General features: G+C 26.6%; 22 protein-coding genes. 3 read left to right on the top strand and 19 right to left on the bottom strand.

Features of this window, described 5'->3' with window-relative positions; all coding sequences use genetic code 11:
• Positions 1–487: 487 nt before the first annotated feature.
• Positions 488–1,447, bottom strand: a complete 960-nt coding sequence (locus ACI48P_RS09265) for a magnesium transporter CorA family protein (protein ID WP_475215019.1) — start codon at positions 1,445–1,447, stop codon at positions 488–490.
• Positions 1,448–1,658: 211 nt separating this feature from the next.
• Between ACI48P_RS09265 and ACI48P_RS09270 the strand changes: the two genes are divergently transcribed.
• On the top strand, positions 1,659–1,859 hold the full coding sequence (locus ACI48P_RS09270) for a hypothetical protein (RefSeq protein WP_475215020.1): 201 nt from the start codon (positions 1,659–1,661) through the stop codon (positions 1,857–1,859).
• A gap of 46 nt (positions 1,860–1,905) precedes the next feature.
• On the opposite strand, the gene ACI48P_RS09275 is transcribed toward ACI48P_RS09270, so the two are convergent.
• Positions 1,906–2,883, bottom strand: coding sequence for an acyltransferase family protein (locus ACI48P_RS09275; protein WP_475215021.1), 978 nt, complete (start codon positions 2,881–2,883; stop codon positions 1,906–1,908).
• A complete protein-coding gene (locus ACI48P_RS09280; RefSeq protein ID WP_475215022.1) occupies positions 2,883–3,719 on the bottom strand; it encodes an alpha/beta hydrolase in 837 nt (278 codons plus the stop codon). The genes ACI48P_RS09275 and ACI48P_RS09280 overlap by 1 nt, the downstream gene beginning before the upstream one ends.
• 320 nt (positions 3,720–4,039) lie before the next feature.
• Here ACI48P_RS09280 and ACI48P_RS09285 point away from each other — a divergent pair, with 320 nt between their 5' ends.
• Complete coding sequence (locus ACI48P_RS09285; RefSeq protein ID WP_475215023.1) at positions 4,040–5,029, top strand: lipoate--protein ligase; 990 nt, start codon at positions 4,040–4,042, stop codon at positions 5,027–5,029.
• Between the two features lie 78 nt (positions 5,030–5,107).
• Here ACI48P_RS09285 and ACI48P_RS09290 read toward each other — a convergent pair whose 3' ends face one another.
• The 14 genes from ACI48P_RS09290 to ACI48P_RS09355 form a co-directional block, all read right to left on the bottom strand.
• Positions 5,108–5,815, bottom strand: a complete 708-nt coding sequence (locus tag ACI48P_RS09290) for a M15 family metallopeptidase (protein ID WP_475215024.1) — start codon at positions 5,813–5,815, stop codon at positions 5,108–5,110.
• 195 nt (positions 5,816–6,010) lie between these two features.
• Positions 6,011–6,850, bottom strand: coding sequence for a 4-hydroxy-3-methylbut-2-enyl diphosphate reductase (locus tag ACI48P_RS09295; RefSeq protein ID WP_475215025.1), 840 nt, complete (start codon positions 6,848–6,850; stop codon positions 6,011–6,013).
• Positions 6,851–6,861: 11 nt separating this feature from the next.
• Entirely contained in the window at positions 6,862–7,458 is a 597-nt protein-coding gene (locus ACI48P_RS09300; protein ID WP_475215026.1) for a lysophospholipid acyltransferase family protein, read from the bottom strand.
• Positions 7,459–7,490: 32 nt separating this feature from the next.
• Positions 7,491–8,141: a (d)CMP kinase gene (cmk, locus tag ACI48P_RS09305; RefSeq protein WP_475215038.1), complete on the bottom strand. Its 651-nt coding sequence runs from the start codon at positions 8,139–8,141 to the stop codon at positions 7,491–7,493.
• Positions 8,142–8,191: 50 nt separating this feature from the next.
• Entirely contained in the window at positions 8,192–8,563 is a 372-nt protein-coding gene (aroH, locus tag ACI48P_RS09310) for a chorismate mutase (RefSeq protein ID WP_475215039.1), read from the bottom strand.
• An 8-nt stretch (positions 8,564–8,571) separates the two neighbouring features.
• On the bottom strand, positions 8,572–9,783 hold the full coding sequence (locus ACI48P_RS09315) for a BaiN/RdsA family NAD(P)/FAD-dependent oxidoreductase (protein WP_475215040.1): 1,212 nt from the start codon (positions 9,781–9,783) through the stop codon (positions 8,572–8,574).
• Between the two features lie 26 nt (positions 9,784–9,809).
• Entirely contained in the window at positions 9,810–10,451 is a 642-nt protein-coding gene (locus ACI48P_RS09320) for a histidine phosphatase family protein (protein WP_475215041.1), read from the bottom strand.
• 185 nt (positions 10,452–10,636) lie between these two features.
• Positions 10,637–12,466, bottom strand: a complete 1,830-nt coding sequence (gene asnB / locus ACI48P_RS09325) for an asparagine synthase (glutamine-hydrolyzing) (protein WP_475215042.1) — start codon at positions 12,464–12,466, stop codon at positions 10,637–10,639.
• Between the two features lie 132 nt (positions 12,467–12,598).
• Positions 12,599–13,009, bottom strand: a complete 411-nt coding sequence (locus tag ACI48P_RS09330) for a hypothetical protein (RefSeq protein ID WP_475215043.1) — start codon at positions 13,007–13,009, stop codon at positions 12,599–12,601.
• Between the two features lie 118 nt (positions 13,010–13,127).
• A complete protein-coding gene (locus tag ACI48P_RS09335; protein WP_475215044.1) occupies positions 13,128–13,586 on the bottom strand; it encodes a DUF1905 domain-containing protein in 459 nt (152 codons plus the stop codon).
• An 8-nt stretch (positions 13,587–13,594) separates the two neighbouring features.
• Entirely contained in the window at positions 13,595–13,780 is a 186-nt protein-coding gene (locus tag ACI48P_RS09340) for a DUF1858 domain-containing protein (RefSeq protein ID WP_475215045.1), read from the bottom strand.
• A 1-nt stretch (position 13,781) separates the two neighbouring features.
• The gene (locus tag ACI48P_RS09345) at positions 13,782–14,459 is read right to left on the bottom strand and encodes a nitrite/sulfite reductase domain-containing protein (RefSeq protein WP_475215046.1); all 678 of its coding nucleotides are present in this window, start codon (positions 14,457–14,459) and stop codon (positions 13,782–13,784) included.
• Positions 14,460–14,619: 160 nt separating this feature from the next.
• On the bottom strand, positions 14,620–16,554 hold the full coding sequence (locus ACI48P_RS09350) for a [FeFe] hydrogenase, group A (protein WP_475215047.1): 1,935 nt from the start codon (positions 16,552–16,554) through the stop codon (positions 14,620–14,622).
• A 131-nt stretch (positions 16,555–16,685) separates the two neighbouring features.
• Positions 16,686–16,871: a hypothetical protein gene (locus ACI48P_RS09355; RefSeq protein ID WP_475215048.1), complete on the bottom strand. Its 186-nt coding sequence runs from the start codon at positions 16,869–16,871 to the stop codon at positions 16,686–16,688.
• A gap of 162 nt (positions 16,872–17,033) precedes the next feature.
• Between ACI48P_RS09355 and ACI48P_RS09360 the strand changes: the two genes are divergently transcribed.
• Complete coding sequence (locus tag ACI48P_RS09360) at positions 17,034–17,570, top strand: hypothetical protein (protein ID WP_475215049.1); 537 nt, start codon at positions 17,034–17,036, stop codon at positions 17,568–17,570.
• A 46-nt stretch (positions 17,571–17,616) separates the two neighbouring features.
• Here ACI48P_RS09360 and ACI48P_RS09365 read toward each other — a convergent pair whose 3' ends face one another.
• On the bottom strand, positions 17,617–18,255 hold the full coding sequence (locus ACI48P_RS09365; protein WP_475215050.1) for a YczE/YyaS/YitT family protein: 639 nt from the start codon (positions 18,253–18,255) through the stop codon (positions 17,617–17,619).
• Positions 18,256–18,378: 123 nt separating this feature from the next.
• Entirely contained in the window at positions 18,379–19,275 is an 897-nt protein-coding gene (locus tag ACI48P_RS09370) for a GNAT family N-acetyltransferase (protein WP_475215051.1), read from the bottom strand.
• Positions 19,276–19,387: the final 112 nt, after the last annotated feature.

The following is a 19,387-nucleotide window of genomic DNA, read 5'->3' on the forward strand; positions in this document are numbered from 1 at the left end:
ATTATAAATTACTTAGTATATACATTTTTTACGATTTTTATAAGATTTTAAATTTGTAACTTAAATCAATAACTTTAATTAATATTCAAAAACAAAACATTAACTTTATTTATTAAAGTAAAATGAACTTCTCTTCAATGGGCTGACTTAAATTAATTAAGTTATATTATTACTTTCATTTTATGTTATTTATCGCTATTTTTAATGTAATAAATTCGCTTTGCTCATGTCGCCAAAATTTCATATCGTCAACGTCCATTCGGCAAGCTCATGTCCCGTTACTCAAACGACTTCGTCCGTTGCTCAAAAGCTTTTTTAAGCGACCACGTCGGCGATTTCAATTCACTTACTATTAGTATACTGATATCACTTGGTTTCATGAGTTATAAACATATTATGAGCCATCATAATTTTCTGATACGTAAAAAAGTCTTCATTTAATGAAGACCTTATTTATATATTGTTTAATATAGATATAATCTAGCTTCTACAATAACTTTTTAATCTTAAATATTATTATCCCAACAACAACTATTAATAACATAGCTACAAGCGTAATTGGGTATCCATAATACCAATTAAGCTCAGGCATAACTTTAAAGTTCATTCCATATATACCGGTTATAATAGTTAGTGGTGCTGCAATCCCAGTTAGTAATGTAAGCTTTGTAATTAAGTTATTTGTCTTTTCTGCAACTTGTGAAGAGTAAATATCAAGAAGTTTATCTGCCAATTCTCTTGTTGAAAGAGCAAAGCTATATAACTTCTCTATGCCAAAGTCTATTCCTTGTAAATTATCAAGGTTATACTTTTTAACATCTGAATACTTTAAATATCTAATATTCTCTTTTAGTATTCTTTCACCTATATATAATAATGGTCGAGTATTTTTAACAACCGTTCTTGTTATACTTCTTATATCACTTATTTTTTCTATTTGATTATCTACTAAACCATCTAATATTTCATCTTCTAATTTAAGTATTAAATCCTCTAGTTTTTCGAGACTTTCAAACTCATGAATAATAATAGATTTGAAAATCATATAGTTTATTTGAAATAAACTGACAACTGTAGGTGCATTTTCCATTTTTACATTATTTGTTATCATATTTCTTACAAATTCATATATAAAATGTTCCTTGTTACAAACGACTAATATAAAATTATCAGATAGATATATGTTTACTTCCTCTATTAGTGCTTTCTCATCTATAAGCTCAAATGTATTTACACTAAGAAAATCATAGTTTTCAAATAAGTCTAACTTGATACTTTCATCAAAATTCAAACAATCTTTAATGGTTATTTCATCAATGCTTAAAATATCTTTAAGTAGATTAAGCTCTGTTGGTTCACATACCATAAGATATAATTGTTCATTGTTATAAAAATTTTCTTCATAATTTTCATAATTACAACGTGTTTCTAGATTTAATATATGCATAATATCACCTTAATTTATTATTTGTAAAGACGTTATAAAAATACATTTATTTTCCATTCTATTAATAATTATATTAAATATATTTTTAATGTGTGCAATTATATATTACCTAACTTTCTTTTAACACTTATATTACTCTTTATATCACCAAATTTCAATAATATACATATATTATATTAAGATATTTATCTTCTTATAAGGAGTTGATAGTATGTATGAATATGCACTATCATTACAAAATGAATATGTTGAGATATACACTTATCTTACTAAAAACAAACTATATGGAGAAATTGTTCAAGTAACTCCTTTTGAAATCGTACTAGAAAGAGCGCATTTAGAAAAATCAAAAAACCAAAATAAATACTTATACATTCCTATTAGTGCTATAATTTCTATTAAAAAATTATAAAAATTAAAAGCCACAGCTGTATTTGCTGTAGCTTTTCTTTGGGTATTTATAATCTAGTTAGTTTAAATATCTTATTAAATAGAAAATCATATATTCTTGCAAAAAACTTTCGAGATAATATGAAGGTTACAAATAAAGGACTAATTAAAATAATAAAATTTGTAAATATGTGCTCATCCCATGTTGGAATTAAATAAAATATTAGTAACACAACATATATATGAAAAGTATACACATACATTGTTGATTTTCCCATTTCAGAATAAAAAGTTTTACTTGTTGGTGTAATTATACAAACAAATATGCTTAATAAAATACTACTTATATAAAGCACACCTCTATATATTAAACCTTGCAAGTTATTCATACCCAATTCTTTAAATGAATATGAGCCATATAAAAATTTATAGTCAATAAAGTTTACTTCTGCTGAGATTAAAGCTAGTGTAATAAATACTGAAATTCCTAATATAGCAAACCAAATATTCACTTTTTCATCTATTCTTTTCAGTCTATTTAAATCTGTATAATATCCTAGTAAGAAAAATGGTAAATACACTATTGTCCTTGAAAATGATAGTACAGAACCATTAGACATAAGTCCCACAATAAGTCCTAATAGAAAACTAATAGGAAGAATATATTTTATCCTTATTAAGTATTTTAGTGATATTCTCCAGAAAAATAAACTTAATAAAAACCATAGTGTCCAACCAGGATAAATAATCGGTATATTAATATCTCTAGTATATGCATAAGCTAAAGAATACCAAAGGATATTTAATACAATATATGGAATTAATAAATTCTTAAAAAATACTTTATTACTTTTATTAACATTCTTTGATAATAAACCGGATACAAATATAAATAAAGGCATATGAAATATATATATAAATATATATAAACCTCTTAAAGTACTACTAGTATCTATATATCTTTCAATAAGATGACCAAATACTACTAAAACAATCAGAATAGCTTTCAAATTATCTATAAAGTAACTCTTATTATTTTCTCCCATCAATTCACCTCTTTATTTATGGCAATTTTATCAAAAAAGTCAAATATATAACTTGAATATAAATTGCCAGGGCCTCTTACAATATCTATTGAATGTTCATGATCTATACCTTTAATAATCTTTAGACTTGAATTATTATTTAATCTTTTGCTAAAAGATATAGAATTTTCTACGTTAATTAAGGAATCTTTATCGCCATGAATAAATAATACAGGTATATTAGAATATTTACTATTAATCATACTAATTGGATTACAATAAAATTGATCTATGCCATTTAGATAATTTCTAATAAGCTTTTTAGAAGCTCTTGAATTACATTTTGTAAAATCTAAAACTCCCGCTATAGAAAAAAATCCTTTTAGTATAGAAGGACTTATTTTATATTTATTTTGTCTATCCAAATCAAATACTAAATGGCTAGCAAGCTCAGAACCAGCTGAATATCCTCCTATTACAAGATGCTCATTATTACAATGATTATTGATATAATGTTTTAGAGCTTCAAAGCAGTCATCAATTTGTGAAGGATAAGTAAATTTTGGAACTAGCCGATAACCAACTATTACTGTATTATATCCTTTTTTAGCGAAAAACTTTCCTACACCACTATATAAGGATGGACTACCTTGCCACCATCCTCCGCCGTGAACAAAAAATATAGTTAGCTTACTTTTTTTATTACTTTTAAAAACCTTATAGTAATTTTTTTTATTATTACCATATTGTATACTCTCACCTTTAATATGTTTATCATCTAAATATCCATACTTAATCATTTTATAGACATTTCCAACTTGTCTAAATAACTTACAATCAAAATTATATTTTTTCATATAACATACCATCCTATACTTGATATAAATAAAATTACTTAACTTATTTATATATATTATTATAGAAGCTTAAGATATATTTTTAAATACTATCTTTAATGTTTTTTAATATATTCAATTGTATGTTTTGTAATTCTTTATTAATAATTTCATATCACTTTATTTTATCTTTATATATTTTACTATAATGCTTAATAGTATTCTTATATTTAGACTGAAAGTTTTTACTTTTTACAAAAAATTATTTACATTAATTTGTGAAAAATATATAATAATGGCAACAATTGTATAAATTTTTTAGTATTAGGGGGAAATTAAAAATGAAATACATTGAAAGTCCATCTAATGATCCATATTTTAATTTGGCATTAGAACAATATGTTTTTGATAAAATGAGTAGAGATGAAGAATATTTTATGTTATGGCAAAATGATAACGCCATAATAATAGGCAAACACCAAAACACTATAGAAGAAATAAACCAAGAGTATGTAAATCAAAAAGGTATTAGTGTTGTAAGGCGTTTGTCGGGGGGAGGAGCTGTCTATCATGATTTAGGCAACCTAAACTTCACATTTATTGTAGATGATGGTAATATAAGTAAATTTAACTTTAGTAAATTCTGTAATCCTATAGTAAAAGCTTTAGAAAAACTTGATGTTAAGGCAGAGATTAATGGTAGAAATGATATAACTATTAACGGTCAGAAGTTTTCAGGAAACTCACAGTATGCAAAGAAAAACAGAATAATGCACCATGGAACAATAATGTATGATTCTGACATTAGTGTAGTTGCATCTTCTCTTAAGGTATCTAAAGATAAAATACAATCTAAGGGTGTAAAATCTGTAAAAAGTAGAGTCACTAATGTTAAAGAACATATGAAAGAAGATATACCAATATATGAGTTTAAAAAGTTATTACTTCGATATATGTTTGAAGACTCAGATTTAACTGAATATAAACTTACCAATGTTGATATAAAAAACATCGAAGTTATAAAGAATAATCGATATAGTAACTGGGAATGGAACTTTGGCTCATCTCCAAAATATAATATATTAAAAGAACGACGTTTTGATGGCTGTGGGAAAATCGAATTATATATGGAAGTTAATAATGGTATAATTAATAGCATTAAAATATTTGGTGATTATTTTGGAAATGGAGACAATGTAGATATTTCAAATAAATTAGTGGGATGTAAAATAGAGGAAAAAGAAATAAATAATGCTCTTTGTAATATAAACATTCAAGATTATTTTAATAACCTAAAAATCGAAGATTTTATTAAGCTAATTACTGTATAGTTATTTATATATTGTGTATTACTTGTTAAAACAATAAAAAAGCCTAAGCAACCAAGCTTAGGCTTTTCTATATAAAGATTACTCATTATATAGTCCAACATATTCCTCTAATGTTAAGTTATTCATATTGAAGTTTTCACTATGCTCTACACCTACATATCTATAATGCCATGACTCATAAATATATCCTGTAACATGTTCTTTCCCTTGTGGATATCTTAATATAAATCCATACTTATGTGCATTTTCATAAAGCCACTTAGCTTCTGGTGTATCATCAAACCAATTACCAGGTGCTTTATTCGTATTTCGATTAGTAATATCTAAAGCAAGACCTGTTTGATGTTCACTAAAACCTGCTTTGGCTGAATATGTGTTTGCAACTTCACTACCATCATTTTGAGCATATCTATTAAATAAAGAAACCTGTGTACTATAAGATCTATAACCACTTCTTATATTTAATACTATTCCTTTTTTATATGCATCTTTTTTCATTTTTCCAAAAGCATCTAAAGCTTCTTCTTCAAGAGGGGATCTGAAATTTTTAGGTAATCCATAGTCCTTGTTAACAATAACTATTCCATCAATATATAATGGCTTTTTACCTTCTACATATTCACTTACGTCTCTGTTGTTTTCCATAGCCTGTTTTATTGCTTCGCTATTATAATTTAATATATTTGTTCTTTGAATTTCTTCCTTTTCTTTTTCCATTGAAACAGCTATATTAAGTGATGATACTAATACTACTAATATAGATAGTATAACTACTAATAGTCTCATTATATATGCCCCCTATTAATTACTGCAATTATTATTATACATCATACGACATGTTTTGCAATCATTAATAATATTTTGTTTAAAATTGTAAATTAATTGTTACTTTTATTTCCTAATACGTAAAAAAGCCATACATAGCTTACACACTTTTATATGTACTTACTATATACGGCCTTTAAAGCTCATTACATTCTTTTATAGTGATTCTAAATAACTAATTACTTCATCTATTATCCAGTTAGGAGTAGAAGCTCCTGCCGTTACCCCAACAATGTTATATATAGATAAGTCTTTTGAAACTAATTCGTCTTTTGTTTCTATAGCAATAGTAGGAACTGTGTTTTCACAGATTGAAACAAGCTTTTGAGTATTCGAACTATGCCTTCCTCCTATTACAATCATACAATCAACTTCATCAGATAATTCTTTAGCTGATTGTTGTCTTACCTTTGTAGCTGAGCATATTGTATTATTAAATCTTATGTTTTCTATTTCTTTTGATAAAAACTCTTCAATTTTATTATAATTGTCTAGGTTTATAGTAGTCTGTGCAACTACACAGTATTTTTTATCTTTATTTAAATTGATTTCTTCAATTTCACTAAGTGATTTAAAAATTAATGCACTGTTATTACACCAACCATTAATACCTATAACCTCAGGATGTTTACTATCGCCGATTACAATAATATCATATCCATCTTCATACGCTTCTTTAACTATAGTGTGAATCTTTTTTACAAATGGACATGTAGTATCAATTATATTTATATCTTTATCTTTCGCATCAGTATAAATTTTTTCAGCTACACCATGTGATCTTATAATCATGTTTTTCTGAGTTGGAACTTGACATACTTCTTCAATAGTTTTTAGTCCTTTTTCCTCATACTTAGATACTGCTTGTTTATTATGTATTAATGGACCTAATGCAAATATAGTGTCATTACTATTTTCTAGTTCATCCCAAGCCATTTTCATAGCTCTTTTTACACCAAAGCAAAATCCAGCATTTTTAGCTATTTTAACTTCCATGTTTTCTCTCCCTATTTTGAATGTATAAAGTAGTTTTCTTTTATTATTTCTAAAATATTATTTGACAATCTTTCATAGTCTTCTGACGATAACTTTACTTTGTAGTATTCCTCAAAAGAAACAGGCTTGTCTATATAAATAGTAACTCTATTAAATATTTTATAATTAGAAATTATTGATATAGGCACTACCATAGCCTTACCTTTAACTGCAAAGAGAGAAAGACCAGCCTTAGCTTCACCAAAGCCTGGACCTTTAACTCTTGTTCCCTCAGGGAAAATACCTAAGACATAACCATCTTTTATTGCCTTTAATATATTTTTTATAGTGGAAATATCCGGCTTATCTCTATTTATTGGTATTACATTTAATTTACTTAATATATACCCTAAAGGTTTAATATTAAATAATTCTTTTTTAGCTATAGCAGCAACTTGTCTATTTTCTATAGCTGCTGCTATAAAAATAGGATCTAGGTTAGACTTATGATTAGCAGCTATTATTATATTACCTTCATTTGGTATATTTTCTGATCCTACTACTTTATATTTAAAAAATACATTACAGAATCCTTTGAATACTTTTATTACAAAATTATAAAAACTCACACTTATCTCCCTTTCGAATGTTTAGTACACTCTTATAATTTAATTTTAGAAATAACTTCTTCAACAACTTGTTCTATTGTTTTTCCAGTAGTGTCGATTTCAACGGCATCATCTGCTTTAACTAAAGGAGCAAATTCTCTATTAGAGTCAATTTCATCTCTTTTTACTATATCCTTTATTATTTCTTCAAGGCTAACATCATATCCTTTTTCACATAACTCTTTATGTCTTCTAGCTCCTCTTTCTTCAGGAGTAGCTATTAAGAAGAATTTATAATCTGCATTAGGGAATACATATGAACCAATATCTCTACCATCTAATATTCCAGAATTTCTTTTCCCAATTTCTCTTTGAACATCTACTAGTAAATGTCTTACTTCTTTTATTTTAGCAACATTTGATACATTGTTAGATACTTCAACTGTTCTTATTTCTTCATTAATAACATTACCATCTAAATATATGTTATTATCCTTAAAATCAATGTCTGTAGCTTTCGCAAGTTTTATAACTTCTTCTTCATTATTTATGTCTATATTATTGTTTAAACATTTGTAAGTTATTGCTCTGTACATAGCTCCAGTATCTATATAATTTATACCTAACTCTTTAGCTATTATTTTTGCTATTGTACTTTTACCTGCACCTGCTGGCCCATCAACTGCTATTACTATATTTTTCATGACTATATCTCCTATATTACAAATTATATTTTATAAATAATTTTTAATTATTAATTCTCTTTGACGATATCTTGTCTTAGACTTCTAGCTTCATTAAGATAAATATGCTTAATATCGTTTTTTGTTTTATTACTATTTATATGTATTAATACCCTTATACATTTTTTTAAACTTCCTTCTATGTACTTTTCTTCAAAATTTAATAGAGGGATGTCACATATTTCTAAATTTTCTCTTACAGCAACAGAAGGATAAACCTTATCCAAATCATTAGTCATTGTAAAGCACATACTTATAATATCATCGTATTCTAGATGATTTTGTTCTATTATAGATGTAATCATTATAGAAGTCTCTCTAATTATTTCATCATAGTTATTTTCCTTTACTGTTGTTGCACCTCTTACTGCTAATACTCTCATTTTATCACCTATATACTTATTCCTGCTAGGTATCCTGTAGAAAAGGCTATTTGAAGGTTATAACCTCCTGTCTCAGCATCAATATCTATTACTTCACCAGTTAGGAATAGATTTTTTATTATTTTAGATTCCATAGTAGATGAATTTATTTCTTTTACAGAAACACCTCCACTTGTAACCATAGCACTTTTTAAACCTTTAGTTTCTGTACAAGTTAGTTTCATATATTTAATTTGTTCTAAAAGTTTATTTTCATCTGATTTAGATAAATCACTTGCTTTTTTATCAGTCAGTGATAATATTTCAAAAATCTCTTTTAAGAAGTTTTGAGGTAATAAACCTTTTAAATTATTTATTACGTTTTTATTAGGATTGCTTCTCATTGTTTTAGATATTTCTTCACTACTTATATTTGGTAAAAAATCAATGTTTAACTCTACTTCTTCATTTATAATAAACTTATTTATATATGAAGATACTATAAGGACACATGGTCCAGAAATTCCAAAATGAGTAAAAATCATATCTCCTACTTTAGCTATTTTCTTCTTTTTAAGTTTGCAAGAAATTTCAACTTTTTGCATTGCAATACCTTGTAAATTTTTAATCCAAGGTTCTTTTATTATTAATGGAGTAAGTGCTGGGTAAAGAGGGTTAACTGTATGATTATATTTTTTAAGAATATCATACATTATTCCATCAGAACCTGTATGTGCAAAACTCTTACCACCTGTTGAAATTATTACTGAATCAGCTAATAATTTATCTCCATTTTCCAAAACAACACCTTTGATAGTGTCATCTTCAACTATTAAATCTTTTACTAAGCTATTATATAAAACATTTACTTTTCTATTTTTTAAATCATTTTGAAATATTTCTATTACTTCTATTGATTTATCGCTTTTCGTATAAACTTTATGATCATTTTCTTCTTCAACTTTATACTCTAAATTCTGACTAGCAAAATAAGATAATAAATCTTGGTTAGTGAAGCTATAAAAACTGCTATATAAAAACTTCTTATTATTAACGACTTTATCAAAAAAATCTTCAATATCTCTGTTGTTAGTTAAGTTACATCTACCACCACCTGTAACTTTTAACTTTTTGCCTAGTTCATCATTTCTTTCTATTAATGTTACATCATGCTCTTTTGAAGCTGTAAGAGCAGCCATCATACCTGATGGACCTCCTCCAACTACTATTACTTTAGACATAAATCTTCTCCTCAAAGTTTAATAAATTATTCTAGTGCAGAATTATTTATTTTAACATTATTTTTGATATGACTTGTATCATTCATTTTAATTATTACCGGACCATAATCTCTGTATTCTACAACGTTTAGAGCTGTATTATCTTGTTTTATTCTATAAATATTTTCCATTCCTGAATTTAAGAAAGATAATAACATTACTCTTACTGTAACTGAATGGGTAACAAATAAAATATGCTTATTTTCATATTTTTCGTTTAATTCTTGTATAAAATCGTCTACTCTATCTTGTATTATATGAAGAGTCTCACCACCAGGAATATCTACTAAATGAGGTTCATTTCTCCAAGTATTAAATATTTCTGCGTAATCTTTTTTTATTTCATCTTGTAAAAGACCTTCCCATACTCCAAATCCCATTTCACGTAAAGCTTCTGTTTTATTTACTTTTTTATTTAATTTATCTCCTAGTATTTGAGCTGTTTGAACTGCTCTTCCTAAATCACTACTGTATATGTAGTCAATTGGATAGTTTGATATAGCTTCTGATAGCTCATTAGCTTGTTCGATTCCTTTATCAGTAAGATCAGAGTTGCCATGACCTTGTGTTTTGCCCAAGATATTCCAATTCGTTTGTCCATGCCTTACTATATAAAATGTATTTCCCATATTGTCCTCCTAAAAAAGTTATGTATATATTTTTAGCGCTTTACAAAATTTTATTATATCATAAATAAAGTAATATTGATAAACTATTTATAATGTTCATATGATAATAAGTAATATTTACAAAAAATAAAAAGAGGATGAATAAAAATATTTAATCATCCTATATAAATAGATATATTTATTATTTATATTATATTTACATTATATAATATAAACCAATAATCTAATTGAATTAACCAAGCTATTAATTGAGGCTTTGACATTAACTGTCCAAACCAAGTTACATTTTTAGTTTTTAGCATATCTTCTAAAGTAGATTTATTAATTATATTTGATAATACAGAATCTTTTTTACCTAATCTTTCTCTTAATAAAAGAGTAACTAACTCTTCATACTTAGGGTCGTGTGTTTTGGGATACGGACTTTTCTTACGATTTAATATTTTATCAGGTAAGTATTCACTCATAGCATTTCTTAATAGTGATTTTTCTACTTGATTTTCATATTTGTATTCCCATGGTACGTTATATACATATTCAAGTATTCTGTGATCAGCAAAAGGAACTCTTACCTCAACACCACTTGCCATACTCATTCTGTCTTTTCTTTCAAGAAGAGAAGTCATAAAATATTGTGTTGATAGCCATGTTGCTATTCTACTTTGTTTCATATTTTCTGAATCACTATCTAATTTTGGACATTTTGAAATACTTTCTTTATATATTGCTGACACAAATTCAAATCCTTCTTTACTTTTTACTATACTATCGTCAAACAAAGTAATTCTTTTGTGTGGGTCATGTATCCAAGGGAAGAATCCACTGTCTAACATTTCTTTTCTATAAAACCAAGGATATCCACCAAAAATCTCATCTGCACATTCACCAGATAATGCTACAGTATGATTTTCCTTTACTTTAGAACAATAATATAATAAAGAAGAATCTATGTCAGCCATACCTGGTAAGTCTCTAAATTTCGTTGCATCAAATAATAATCTTGATATATCTTCAATTTTTGCCGTAAGTACTCTGTGATTAGTTCCTAAATACTGTGATAAGTATCTTGCATACTCATCATCTGATTGAGGTTGGAATAATGTTTGCTCAAAGTTATCTTTATTACCTTCGTATTCAAAAGAATAAGTTCCAAGGATTTTCCCTTCTTCTTTATATTTTTTAGCTCCTACAGAGCTTATTATTGAAGAGTCTAAACCTCCAGATAATAAAGTGCTAAGAGGCGCATCAGAAACAAGTTGTCTATTTATTGCGTCTGTTACCAAATATCTAGTAGTTTCTATAGCATCCTTTCTATCTCCATTGAATTCCTTAGCCTCTAGCTGCCAATATTTTTCTAATCTCAAACTTCCATTCATAAATACACCGTGATAACCTGGTACTATTTCATGTATATCTTTAAACACACTACTTCCATTTATTTTCATTGGTGCAAAATACATTAATTGCCATATACCTTCACTATCTAATACAGCATTTATTTTAGGATGTTTTAATATTGATTTTATCTCTGAAGCAAATAAAAATGTGCTTCCTAACTGAGTATAGAAAAATGGTTTAATACCAAATCTATCTCTTGATAAATATACTTTGTTGTTATTTTTATCATATATAGCGAATGCAAAAATCCCATTAAGCATACTTGAACATTTTTCTTTAAAAATGATATAAGTATATAATACTACTTCTGTATCACATTTTGTTTTGAATACTATGCCATAACTTTCTAATTCTTTTTTTAATTCATCGCTGTTGTAAATTTCTCCATTATATATAATAGTATATTCATTTCCATCATGTATTCTAGTCATTGGCTGTATACCATTTTCTAAATCCATTATAGACAATCTATTATGTTGAAATGCTATATTATCATTAATATATAAACCATTTTGATCCGGGCCTCTATGGCTTTGTTCACTTCCCATTATCTTTACCATTTTTTCACTAACATTATCCCTATTAATAAAATCTATTATTCCACATATTGAACACATATGCATCCTCCTAATTAATTATAAAAAATAAAAGCGCCACCTAATAACCAATATTGGTTATAAGATGACGCCTTTGTCTCTTTACTATAGTATATGTAAAATATTATATTTGGTTCATAGCAAAGATAATTTTTATTGTTCTAAATTTGATAAATCATATTTATTAAGCTTTTTACGAAGTGATTTTCCTTGCTCAAAAGTAATTATTTTATTTTCTATCATTTTATCAACAGTGTGAACTTGTAATGCATTTTTTTCTCTTTCATATCTTTTAAGAGGAAGTTCACTTTTATTCGATGTCATAGATTCATTTAAATACTTATGAATGTTTTTTGCATCTTTATCACTTAAAATACTATCTTTTCTTAACTCTTCTATGCAGGCAGTCCAAATAAATTGAGCTCTTTTAATCTTTTGCTCTTCAATAGTATATTTTTCTTGCATTATTGGTTCTTTAGCATTAATTAAACTAACATTAGAGCTACAAAAAAATAATGATGCAATAATTAAAAAGGTTATCTTTTTTATATCAGTTCTTTTCATTTTATATCCTACCTTCCTAAATTTGTTAAGTATATTATGTGTAATATTAACAGTAAATAATCATAAAAATCTACCTACAATAAAAATACTGTATCTAAGTTTAGATACAGTATCTTTATTACAATTTAATATTTTCTTCTAGCTTCAAAATTGCTTCAGTAATTCTTTTTTCCCTTGTTTCAGCTTTTTTTGCGCTAGTTATCCATAAGAAGTATTTGCGTTTTGCTGAATATGATAATTTATTATAAAAATCATTAGCACGTTTATTTTCATTCAAAGCATTTTTAAAATCATCTGGCAATTCTATAATTCTATCATCTTCGTCTTTTTCAATTTCAACAAAAACACTGTCTCCAGCTTCTTTTCCTATTTGTTTTCTTATTTCTTTTGTCATTCCAATCATATAGCAAGGAAGAGCCGTTTTTACAATAGAGCCTCTATATTCAATTCCATCAAAGTTAGCTTTTACTTTAACTCTCTTTGCCCCAAAAGCTTCTTCAACATTAAATGGTATCTCTATATATGTCGCATCTTTATCAGGATGCTTTTGTATTATTGCTTTAAATTTGTAACTCATAACTCTCCTTATTTTTCATTTAGTTTTTTTAATGCTTCTTCAAGATTAATGCCATGAATTGAGCATGCTTGTTCTAAGGTTTCCATAGTTGATGAAGGGCAACCTAAACATCCCATTCCATATGACATAAGAATTTCTGCTGCATTTGCTTTTTTCTCTAATATTTCTGCAATTGTATTTTCTTTAGTTATCATATTATAATGTCTCCTTAATATTAGATATTTTTAAAACTTCATCTCTAAATTTTTTGATGGTAATTCTATCTATAAAGTCTCCTAGCTTCTCACCCATTTGACCATTATCTTTATAGAAGTTTAAGATTGTTTCTAAAAGTAAATATGCCTCTTTTTCATTAAGACCTTTAGTTACAATATCTGAAGATCTTGGATAGAAGCCCGCACTACCTCCTACTGTAACAAATAATTTACCATCTATATCAGCTATTATACCAATATCTTTAGAATATACACTTGTGCAAGCATTTCTACAACCTGCTACTCCTATTTTTGTTCTATTTGGTAGTTCAAAACCGTGGAAATTTTTACTTATTTTCATTGAAAGCCCAATTGTAGGATATTTAGATCTTTTACAATAATTAGCTGGGCACATTTCAACATTCTTAACAGAATATTGGTTTATTACTGCTGGCTTCATATCAAGGTCTTTCCAAATAGATTCTAAATCTTCTTCTTTTAAATTTGTAATTAAAATACGTTGTCCAGAGGTTATCTTTAAAACAGCATTATATTTTTTAGCCACTTCACCAATTTTAATTAATGTTTCAGGTAAAACAAATCCACCTGGAATATGTGGTGTTATAGCATATGTTCTTTTTCCATCTTTTATTTTTTGTAAGTTTCCATACTTTGACATATATTACTCCTTTATATATCTTTTAATATTATTATCTCAAGATTAAAATTAAATATTAACTTTCTATATTATATCCAATAAATAGAAATAAAGTAAGTAACATTTGTTACAAAATAAAAGCCTTCAATCTATATTTATAGAAGAAGGCTTAATTTTTTATCTATTTTTTTGGCCTCACAAAATATTTTGTATGAAGTAATTCGTGAGCTTTGTGGCTTAATGGGTGATCTAAATATTTATCATATAATTCAATTATATATGGATTTTCATAAGATCTTCTCAGAGGTAAAGATCTATCTATATTATTTAATCCTTCAGCCCTCTTTTCAAGAACCTCTGGTCTCTTTTTAGCTTTAGGCTGACCACCACCGCCTACACATCCTCCTGTACAGGCCATTATTTCAATAGCATGGAAGAATTCCTCTCCAGCTCTTATTTTATCAAGCATTTTAGCAGCTTCTCTTAATCCATGAGCAACACCTATTCGTAGTTTTATGTCTCCTACTTCAAGTTCACAAGTTCTAAATCCATCAAATCCTCTTAAACATTCAAATTCAATGTTTTCCACTCTTTGATTTGTCATTTTTTCAAGTGCAGTTCTTGTAGCAGCCTCTATAACTCCACCAGTTCTACCAAAGATTATACCTGCTCCTGTATATTCGCCCATAACCTGATCTATTTCAGCTTCTTCAATTTCTTTTAAGTCTATACCAGAATCCTGGAATATTTTTATAAGCTCTCTTGTTGTGATTACATAATCTACATCATAATTCATACCTCTAGAAAACTCTGGTCTTGATGCTTCATATTTTTTTGCTATACAAGGCATTATCGCAACAGATGTTATTTGGTCTCTTTCTAATCCATGTTCTCTTCCCCAAATATCTTTAGCAACTGTTGCAAACATCTGCATTGGTGATTTTGCAGAAGATGGTACATCAAGCATATCTCCGTAGTTTTGTTCTATGAATTTAACCCATGCAGGACAACATGATGTTAGTATTGGAAGTTTTACATCTTCATCTCCAGAAAAATGCTTTCTTAGTCTTTCTTCTAGTTCAGCAGCCTCTTCCATTATTGTAAGGTCTGCAGCCCAAGTAGTGTCAAATACATAATCTACACCTAATTTTCTTAGACCTGCTGCAACTTTATGTTCAATATTAGTTCCAGGTTCAAATCCAAAAGCTTCACCTATTGCAACTCTAATAGCAGGTGCCATCTGAGTTATTACAATTTTATTAGGAGTTGATAAATCTCTTAAAAATTTAAATGTATTATCTCCTGCTGTTATAGCATTTACTGGACAAACACTAATACATTGACCACAATGAGTACATCTATTATGATCTATTACATGGTGTTTTTTTGGTTCTCCATAAATACAATCAACTGGACAAACTCTTCTACATGCACCACATCCTACACATTTATCTGTTATAGTTAACTTTACCAAATGATTACATTGAGATGTATAACACTTATTATCTTCAATATGTTCTTCTAATTCGTTATAAAACTTAGCAATTATTTCCTCAATAATGTTATGTTTTTGATTTACTTTTTCTTTTACTACTGAACATAATCTTCTTAATAAATATATATCACGCATATTTGCGCGGCCTTTACTAACTCTATCAAGAAGCCTCCACATTCTAAGTATTTCATATTTTGCAACTTCATAACGGCATAAGCTACCCTCTTGCATTTTTCCTAAAAGATAATCTATGTAAAATCTAGCATATTGAACAATACAATCATCATCAGAAAGAACAATTATTGTTCTATTTACATCTTTTGAAAATAATTCAAAGTCTAATGATTTATCTAAACTATCCTCAGTTAAAAATCCTCCAAAAGGTATACCTAATTGTGCAGCCTTAAATTTTTTATTATCTATTATTCCTCCAGCAAGCTCAATTACATCTTTAAGTGTAGCATCTTCTGGTACATCTATTATTCCTGGATTATTTATTTTACCAGAAATAGCTATACTTCTTTTTCCATTTACTGTTATTCTTCTAATCTCTTCTTCACTAAAAGCAGAGAAAACAGATCCTAATGAACTTTGCAAGATAGTTGGTTTATTATTTGTCACTTACTACACTCCTAACATTATAATTTAATCTACTATTTAATGTTTCCTTTATTTTGTATTACTATTCTTTTTTAATAAGATTAATTTACTTACACGTAGAAAAAGCCTAAGCTAGGGCCTAGGCTTTTTACTTATTTTAGTTTACTAATTAACTGATCTATTAATAATTTTTTTAACTGAGTATTAAATTCATTATTTGTTTTCTTCTTATTTTTGCTATTTAATTTATTATTTTTGTTTAATTTACTTGATTTTTTTTTTAAGCTATTACTGTTTTTTTTATTTGAAGTTGAAATTTCAGACATTTTTTTTGACATATATATAACCCCCAATTTTATTCTTATTATATATATATGTATGATTTTCATAATAGTTACATATTAGGATATACTCTAACAAATTTTACACATAGATTTGTTATTTCGGGGAATTTTACAAGTATAAAAGTAAAAATATATTAGGAGATTATATAAGTTACTATGATAAATAAACACACTATATCAGTAAAATTTGACTATTATACAAATTTATTTTATGATTTTGACAATAGCCCTATTAATAATAGACTATTAAGTGATGACTTAGATACTTTTATTAGAGAAAGTATAAAAGATATAGAAAACGTAGAAGATATTGAAAACATAGATGAAGCTAACTTAAGTTTAATTGTTTCTCTTCCAAATAATATTTTTGATGAGAAAATAGAACTTTTAGTAAAAGAAGGTGTCTCTTATTTTTATAAATCTAAAATAGAGTTAGACCAGAAAATAAGTGTTATAGGAAGAAAAAGAGTATTTTATTATATTGGAATGTCATTTATATTTTTTACAATGTGGTCTTTTGTTCAGAATTATGTAGGTGATACATTTTTTTCTGGTATTTTAGATACAAGCGCTACTGTCATTTTATGGCAGGCGATAAGCTTGATTTTTATAGAAAATAAAAATTATAAATTAACCAAGAAAATAAACAAAATGCTTTCAAACATGGAGATAGTTTTTAAATATTATGATTAAAACTTATATAATAGCATAAAAAATAAGAAGGCTATTCTTAGCCTTCTTATTTTTTATTTATGCTCCTTGTTAAATAATCAAAACTTTTATTAGTATATTTTAGAAAGAAATCTATTATGTATCCCATAAACAATAATATCATAATTGTTCCTATACCAATTGGGCCTCCAATTAATAAAGCTATAATTATACCTACTCCTTCAGCAAATATTTTTGCTATGCTATAAGAAATATTAAATTTCTTCTTAATACATACCATAAAATAATCAATTGGGCTTGGAGGTAAATTTGATACTAAATACATCGATACACCAAAAGAAATAATAATAATTCCTATTATAGAAGTAAGAAATCTCATTATAAACGTTTCAATTCTAATAGTTACAACCATTAACCAAATATCAATAAAAGTACCTATGATTAAAGATGTTATTAAAGTTGTAATTCTGGGTGTTTTCATTATGATGATGCCACTTAGTATTACTAAAAAAACTGCTATAATATTAACCCAAGTTCCTACTGATAATCCAAATCTCTCATACAATCCAGTACTAACTGCATCCCAAGCACCAGTTCCAAAGTTTGATACTATTGTAAATGCAACACCAAGTGCTATAATTATAGCCCCTAAAAAATAAAATATTAGTCTATATATAAAATCATTATTAAAAACTTTATTTTCCATATTTTTATCTCCTATAGTTTGACAATAAAGATTTCTTGTTTATATATTGCTCTTATTTTATCTATTAATTCCTAATATATTGTGTAATAATGTTTTTATTAAGTCTATATTTATTTTAAATATTTATACTATTTTTTCGATAAAAAAGTCTTCTGTTTTATACCAATAACTATAAATCTTTTTATGTACAAAACCTCTCTTCATATACATATCATAAGCATTTCTATTTTTACTAACTACTATTAAATTTATCTCTTCCACTTCACTATTTTGTTGTAAAACATTTATTGCTGTATCTAAGATTTTCTTTCCATAACCCATATTTCTGTATTCTTTAGCTATACCTATATCAAAAGTTCCTATTTTATTTTTTATACTTGTATCTAATATACCTATATCTTTATTATTTATATCACTTACAATGTAATAATTATTATTATCCTTTTTAAACTCAATGTTGTAATTAAGCCAATTGTCACTGATGGTTGCTCCATGTGGTACTTCTTTAAATATATTATTATAAAGATCTTTGTATATTAATTTATTTTCATTAGTTAACTTTCTAATATTAAAAGGTAACTCTACTTCTTTATTATCATTTAACTTCATTACTAAAGCTAAATGTTCATGCCTAATTCCTGCATTCTGTAATATACCTACTAATCTTTCATCATTAGTTCCAAAATACACTTCATTTGCGCCGTATTTCAGCCCAATTTCATGACTTTTACATATTATATCAATAATAACATTAGTATCATTTTTTATATTTTCTAATAAATCTAGACCTACTATATAACAAATCTTTGTATTTATTATATCTTTTAGTATAACTGATGTTTTACCTACTACTTCATTATTTTTTATCATTAATAGTGAGCCATTTCCATAGTCATAAAGTTCAGATTTCATTTGTTTATCCATTTCATCAAAAGTTTTTTTTAATATGTCATTTCTATTTATAAATTTATGTAAATTAATGCATTCAGTTTTATTTAGTTCTAAATAGTTTTTTATCATTTTATTACCTCTCTATCAAAGTATCTATAAGTATTTCTACTCATTGCCGGTAATTTCCTTTATATGATTTTATTTGATAAAAAAAATAAATCCTCATAGCTTAACACTATGA

The organism is Romboutsia sp. LXY-2, assembly GCF_056171995.1.

Bases quoted from the DNA above. Each gene is read 5' to 3' on its own strand.
- ACI48P_RS09265 (WP_475215019.1), bottom strand. From the start codon at position 1,447: ATGCATATATTAAATCTAGAAACACGTTGTAATTATGAAAATTATGAA.
- ACI48P_RS09270 (WP_475215020.1), top strand. From the start codon at position 1,659: ATGTATGAATATGCACTATCATTACAAAATGAATATGTTGAGATATAC.
- ACI48P_RS09275 (WP_475215021.1), bottom strand. From the start codon at position 2,883: ATGGGAGAAAATAATAAGAGTTACTTTATAGATAATTTGAAAGCTATT.
- ACI48P_RS09280 (WP_475215022.1), bottom strand. From the start codon at position 3,719: ATGAAAAAATATAATTTTGATTGTAAGTTATTTAGACAAGTTGGAAAT.
- ACI48P_RS09285 (WP_475215023.1), top strand. From the start codon at position 4,040: ATGAAATACATTGAAAGTCCATCTAATGATCCATATTTTAATTTGGCA.
- ACI48P_RS09290 (WP_475215024.1), bottom strand. From the start codon at position 5,815: ATGAGACTATTAGTAGTTATACTATCTATATTAGTAGTATTAGTATCA.
- ACI48P_RS09295 (WP_475215025.1), bottom strand. From the start codon at position 6,850: ATGGAAGTTAAAATAGCTAAAAATGCTGGATTTTGCTTTGGTGTAAAA.
- cmk (WP_475215038.1), bottom strand. From the start codon at position 8,141: ATGAAAAATATAGTAATAGCAGTTGATGGGCCAGCAGGTGCAGGTAAA.
- aroH (WP_475215039.1), bottom strand. From the start codon at position 8,563: ATGAGAGTATTAGCAGTAAGAGGTGCAACAACAGTAAAGGAAAATAAC.
- ACI48P_RS09315 (WP_475215040.1), bottom strand. From the start codon at position 9,783: ATGTCTAAAGTAATAGTAGTTGGAGGAGGTCCATCAGGTATGATGGCT.
- ACI48P_RS09320 (WP_475215041.1), bottom strand. From the start codon at position 10,451: ATGGGAAATACATTTTATATAGTAAGGCATGGACAAACGAATTGGAAT.
- asnB (WP_475215042.1), bottom strand. From the start codon at position 12,466: ATGTGTTCAATATGTGGAATAATAGATTTTATTAATAGGGATAATGTT.
- ACI48P_RS09330 (WP_475215043.1), bottom strand. From the start codon at position 13,009: ATGAAAAGAACTGATATAAAAAAGATAACCTTTTTAATTATTGCATCA.
- ACI48P_RS09335 (WP_475215044.1), bottom strand. From the start codon at position 13,586: ATGAGTTACAAATTTAAAGCAATAATACAAAAGCATCCTGATAAAGAT.
- ACI48P_RS09340 (WP_475215045.1), bottom strand. From the start codon at position 13,780: ATGATAACTAAAGAAAATACAATTGCAGAAATATTAGAGAAAAAAGCA.
- ACI48P_RS09345 (WP_475215046.1), bottom strand. From the start codon at position 14,459: ATGTCAAAGTATGGAAACTTACAAAAAATAAAAGATGGAAAAAGAACA.
- ACI48P_RS09355 (WP_475215048.1), bottom strand. From the start codon at position 16,871: ATGTCAAAAAAAATGTCTGAAATTTCAACTTCAAATAAAAAAAACAGT.
- ACI48P_RS09360 (WP_475215049.1), top strand. From the start codon at position 17,034: ATGATAAATAAACACACTATATCAGTAAAATTTGACTATTATACAAAT.
- ACI48P_RS09365 (WP_475215050.1), bottom strand. From the start codon at position 18,255: ATGGAAAATAAAGTTTTTAATAATGATTTTATATATAGACTAATATTT.
- ACI48P_RS09370 (WP_475215051.1), bottom strand. From the start codon at position 19,275: ATGATAAAAAACTATTTAGAACTAAATAAAACTGAATGCATTAATTTA.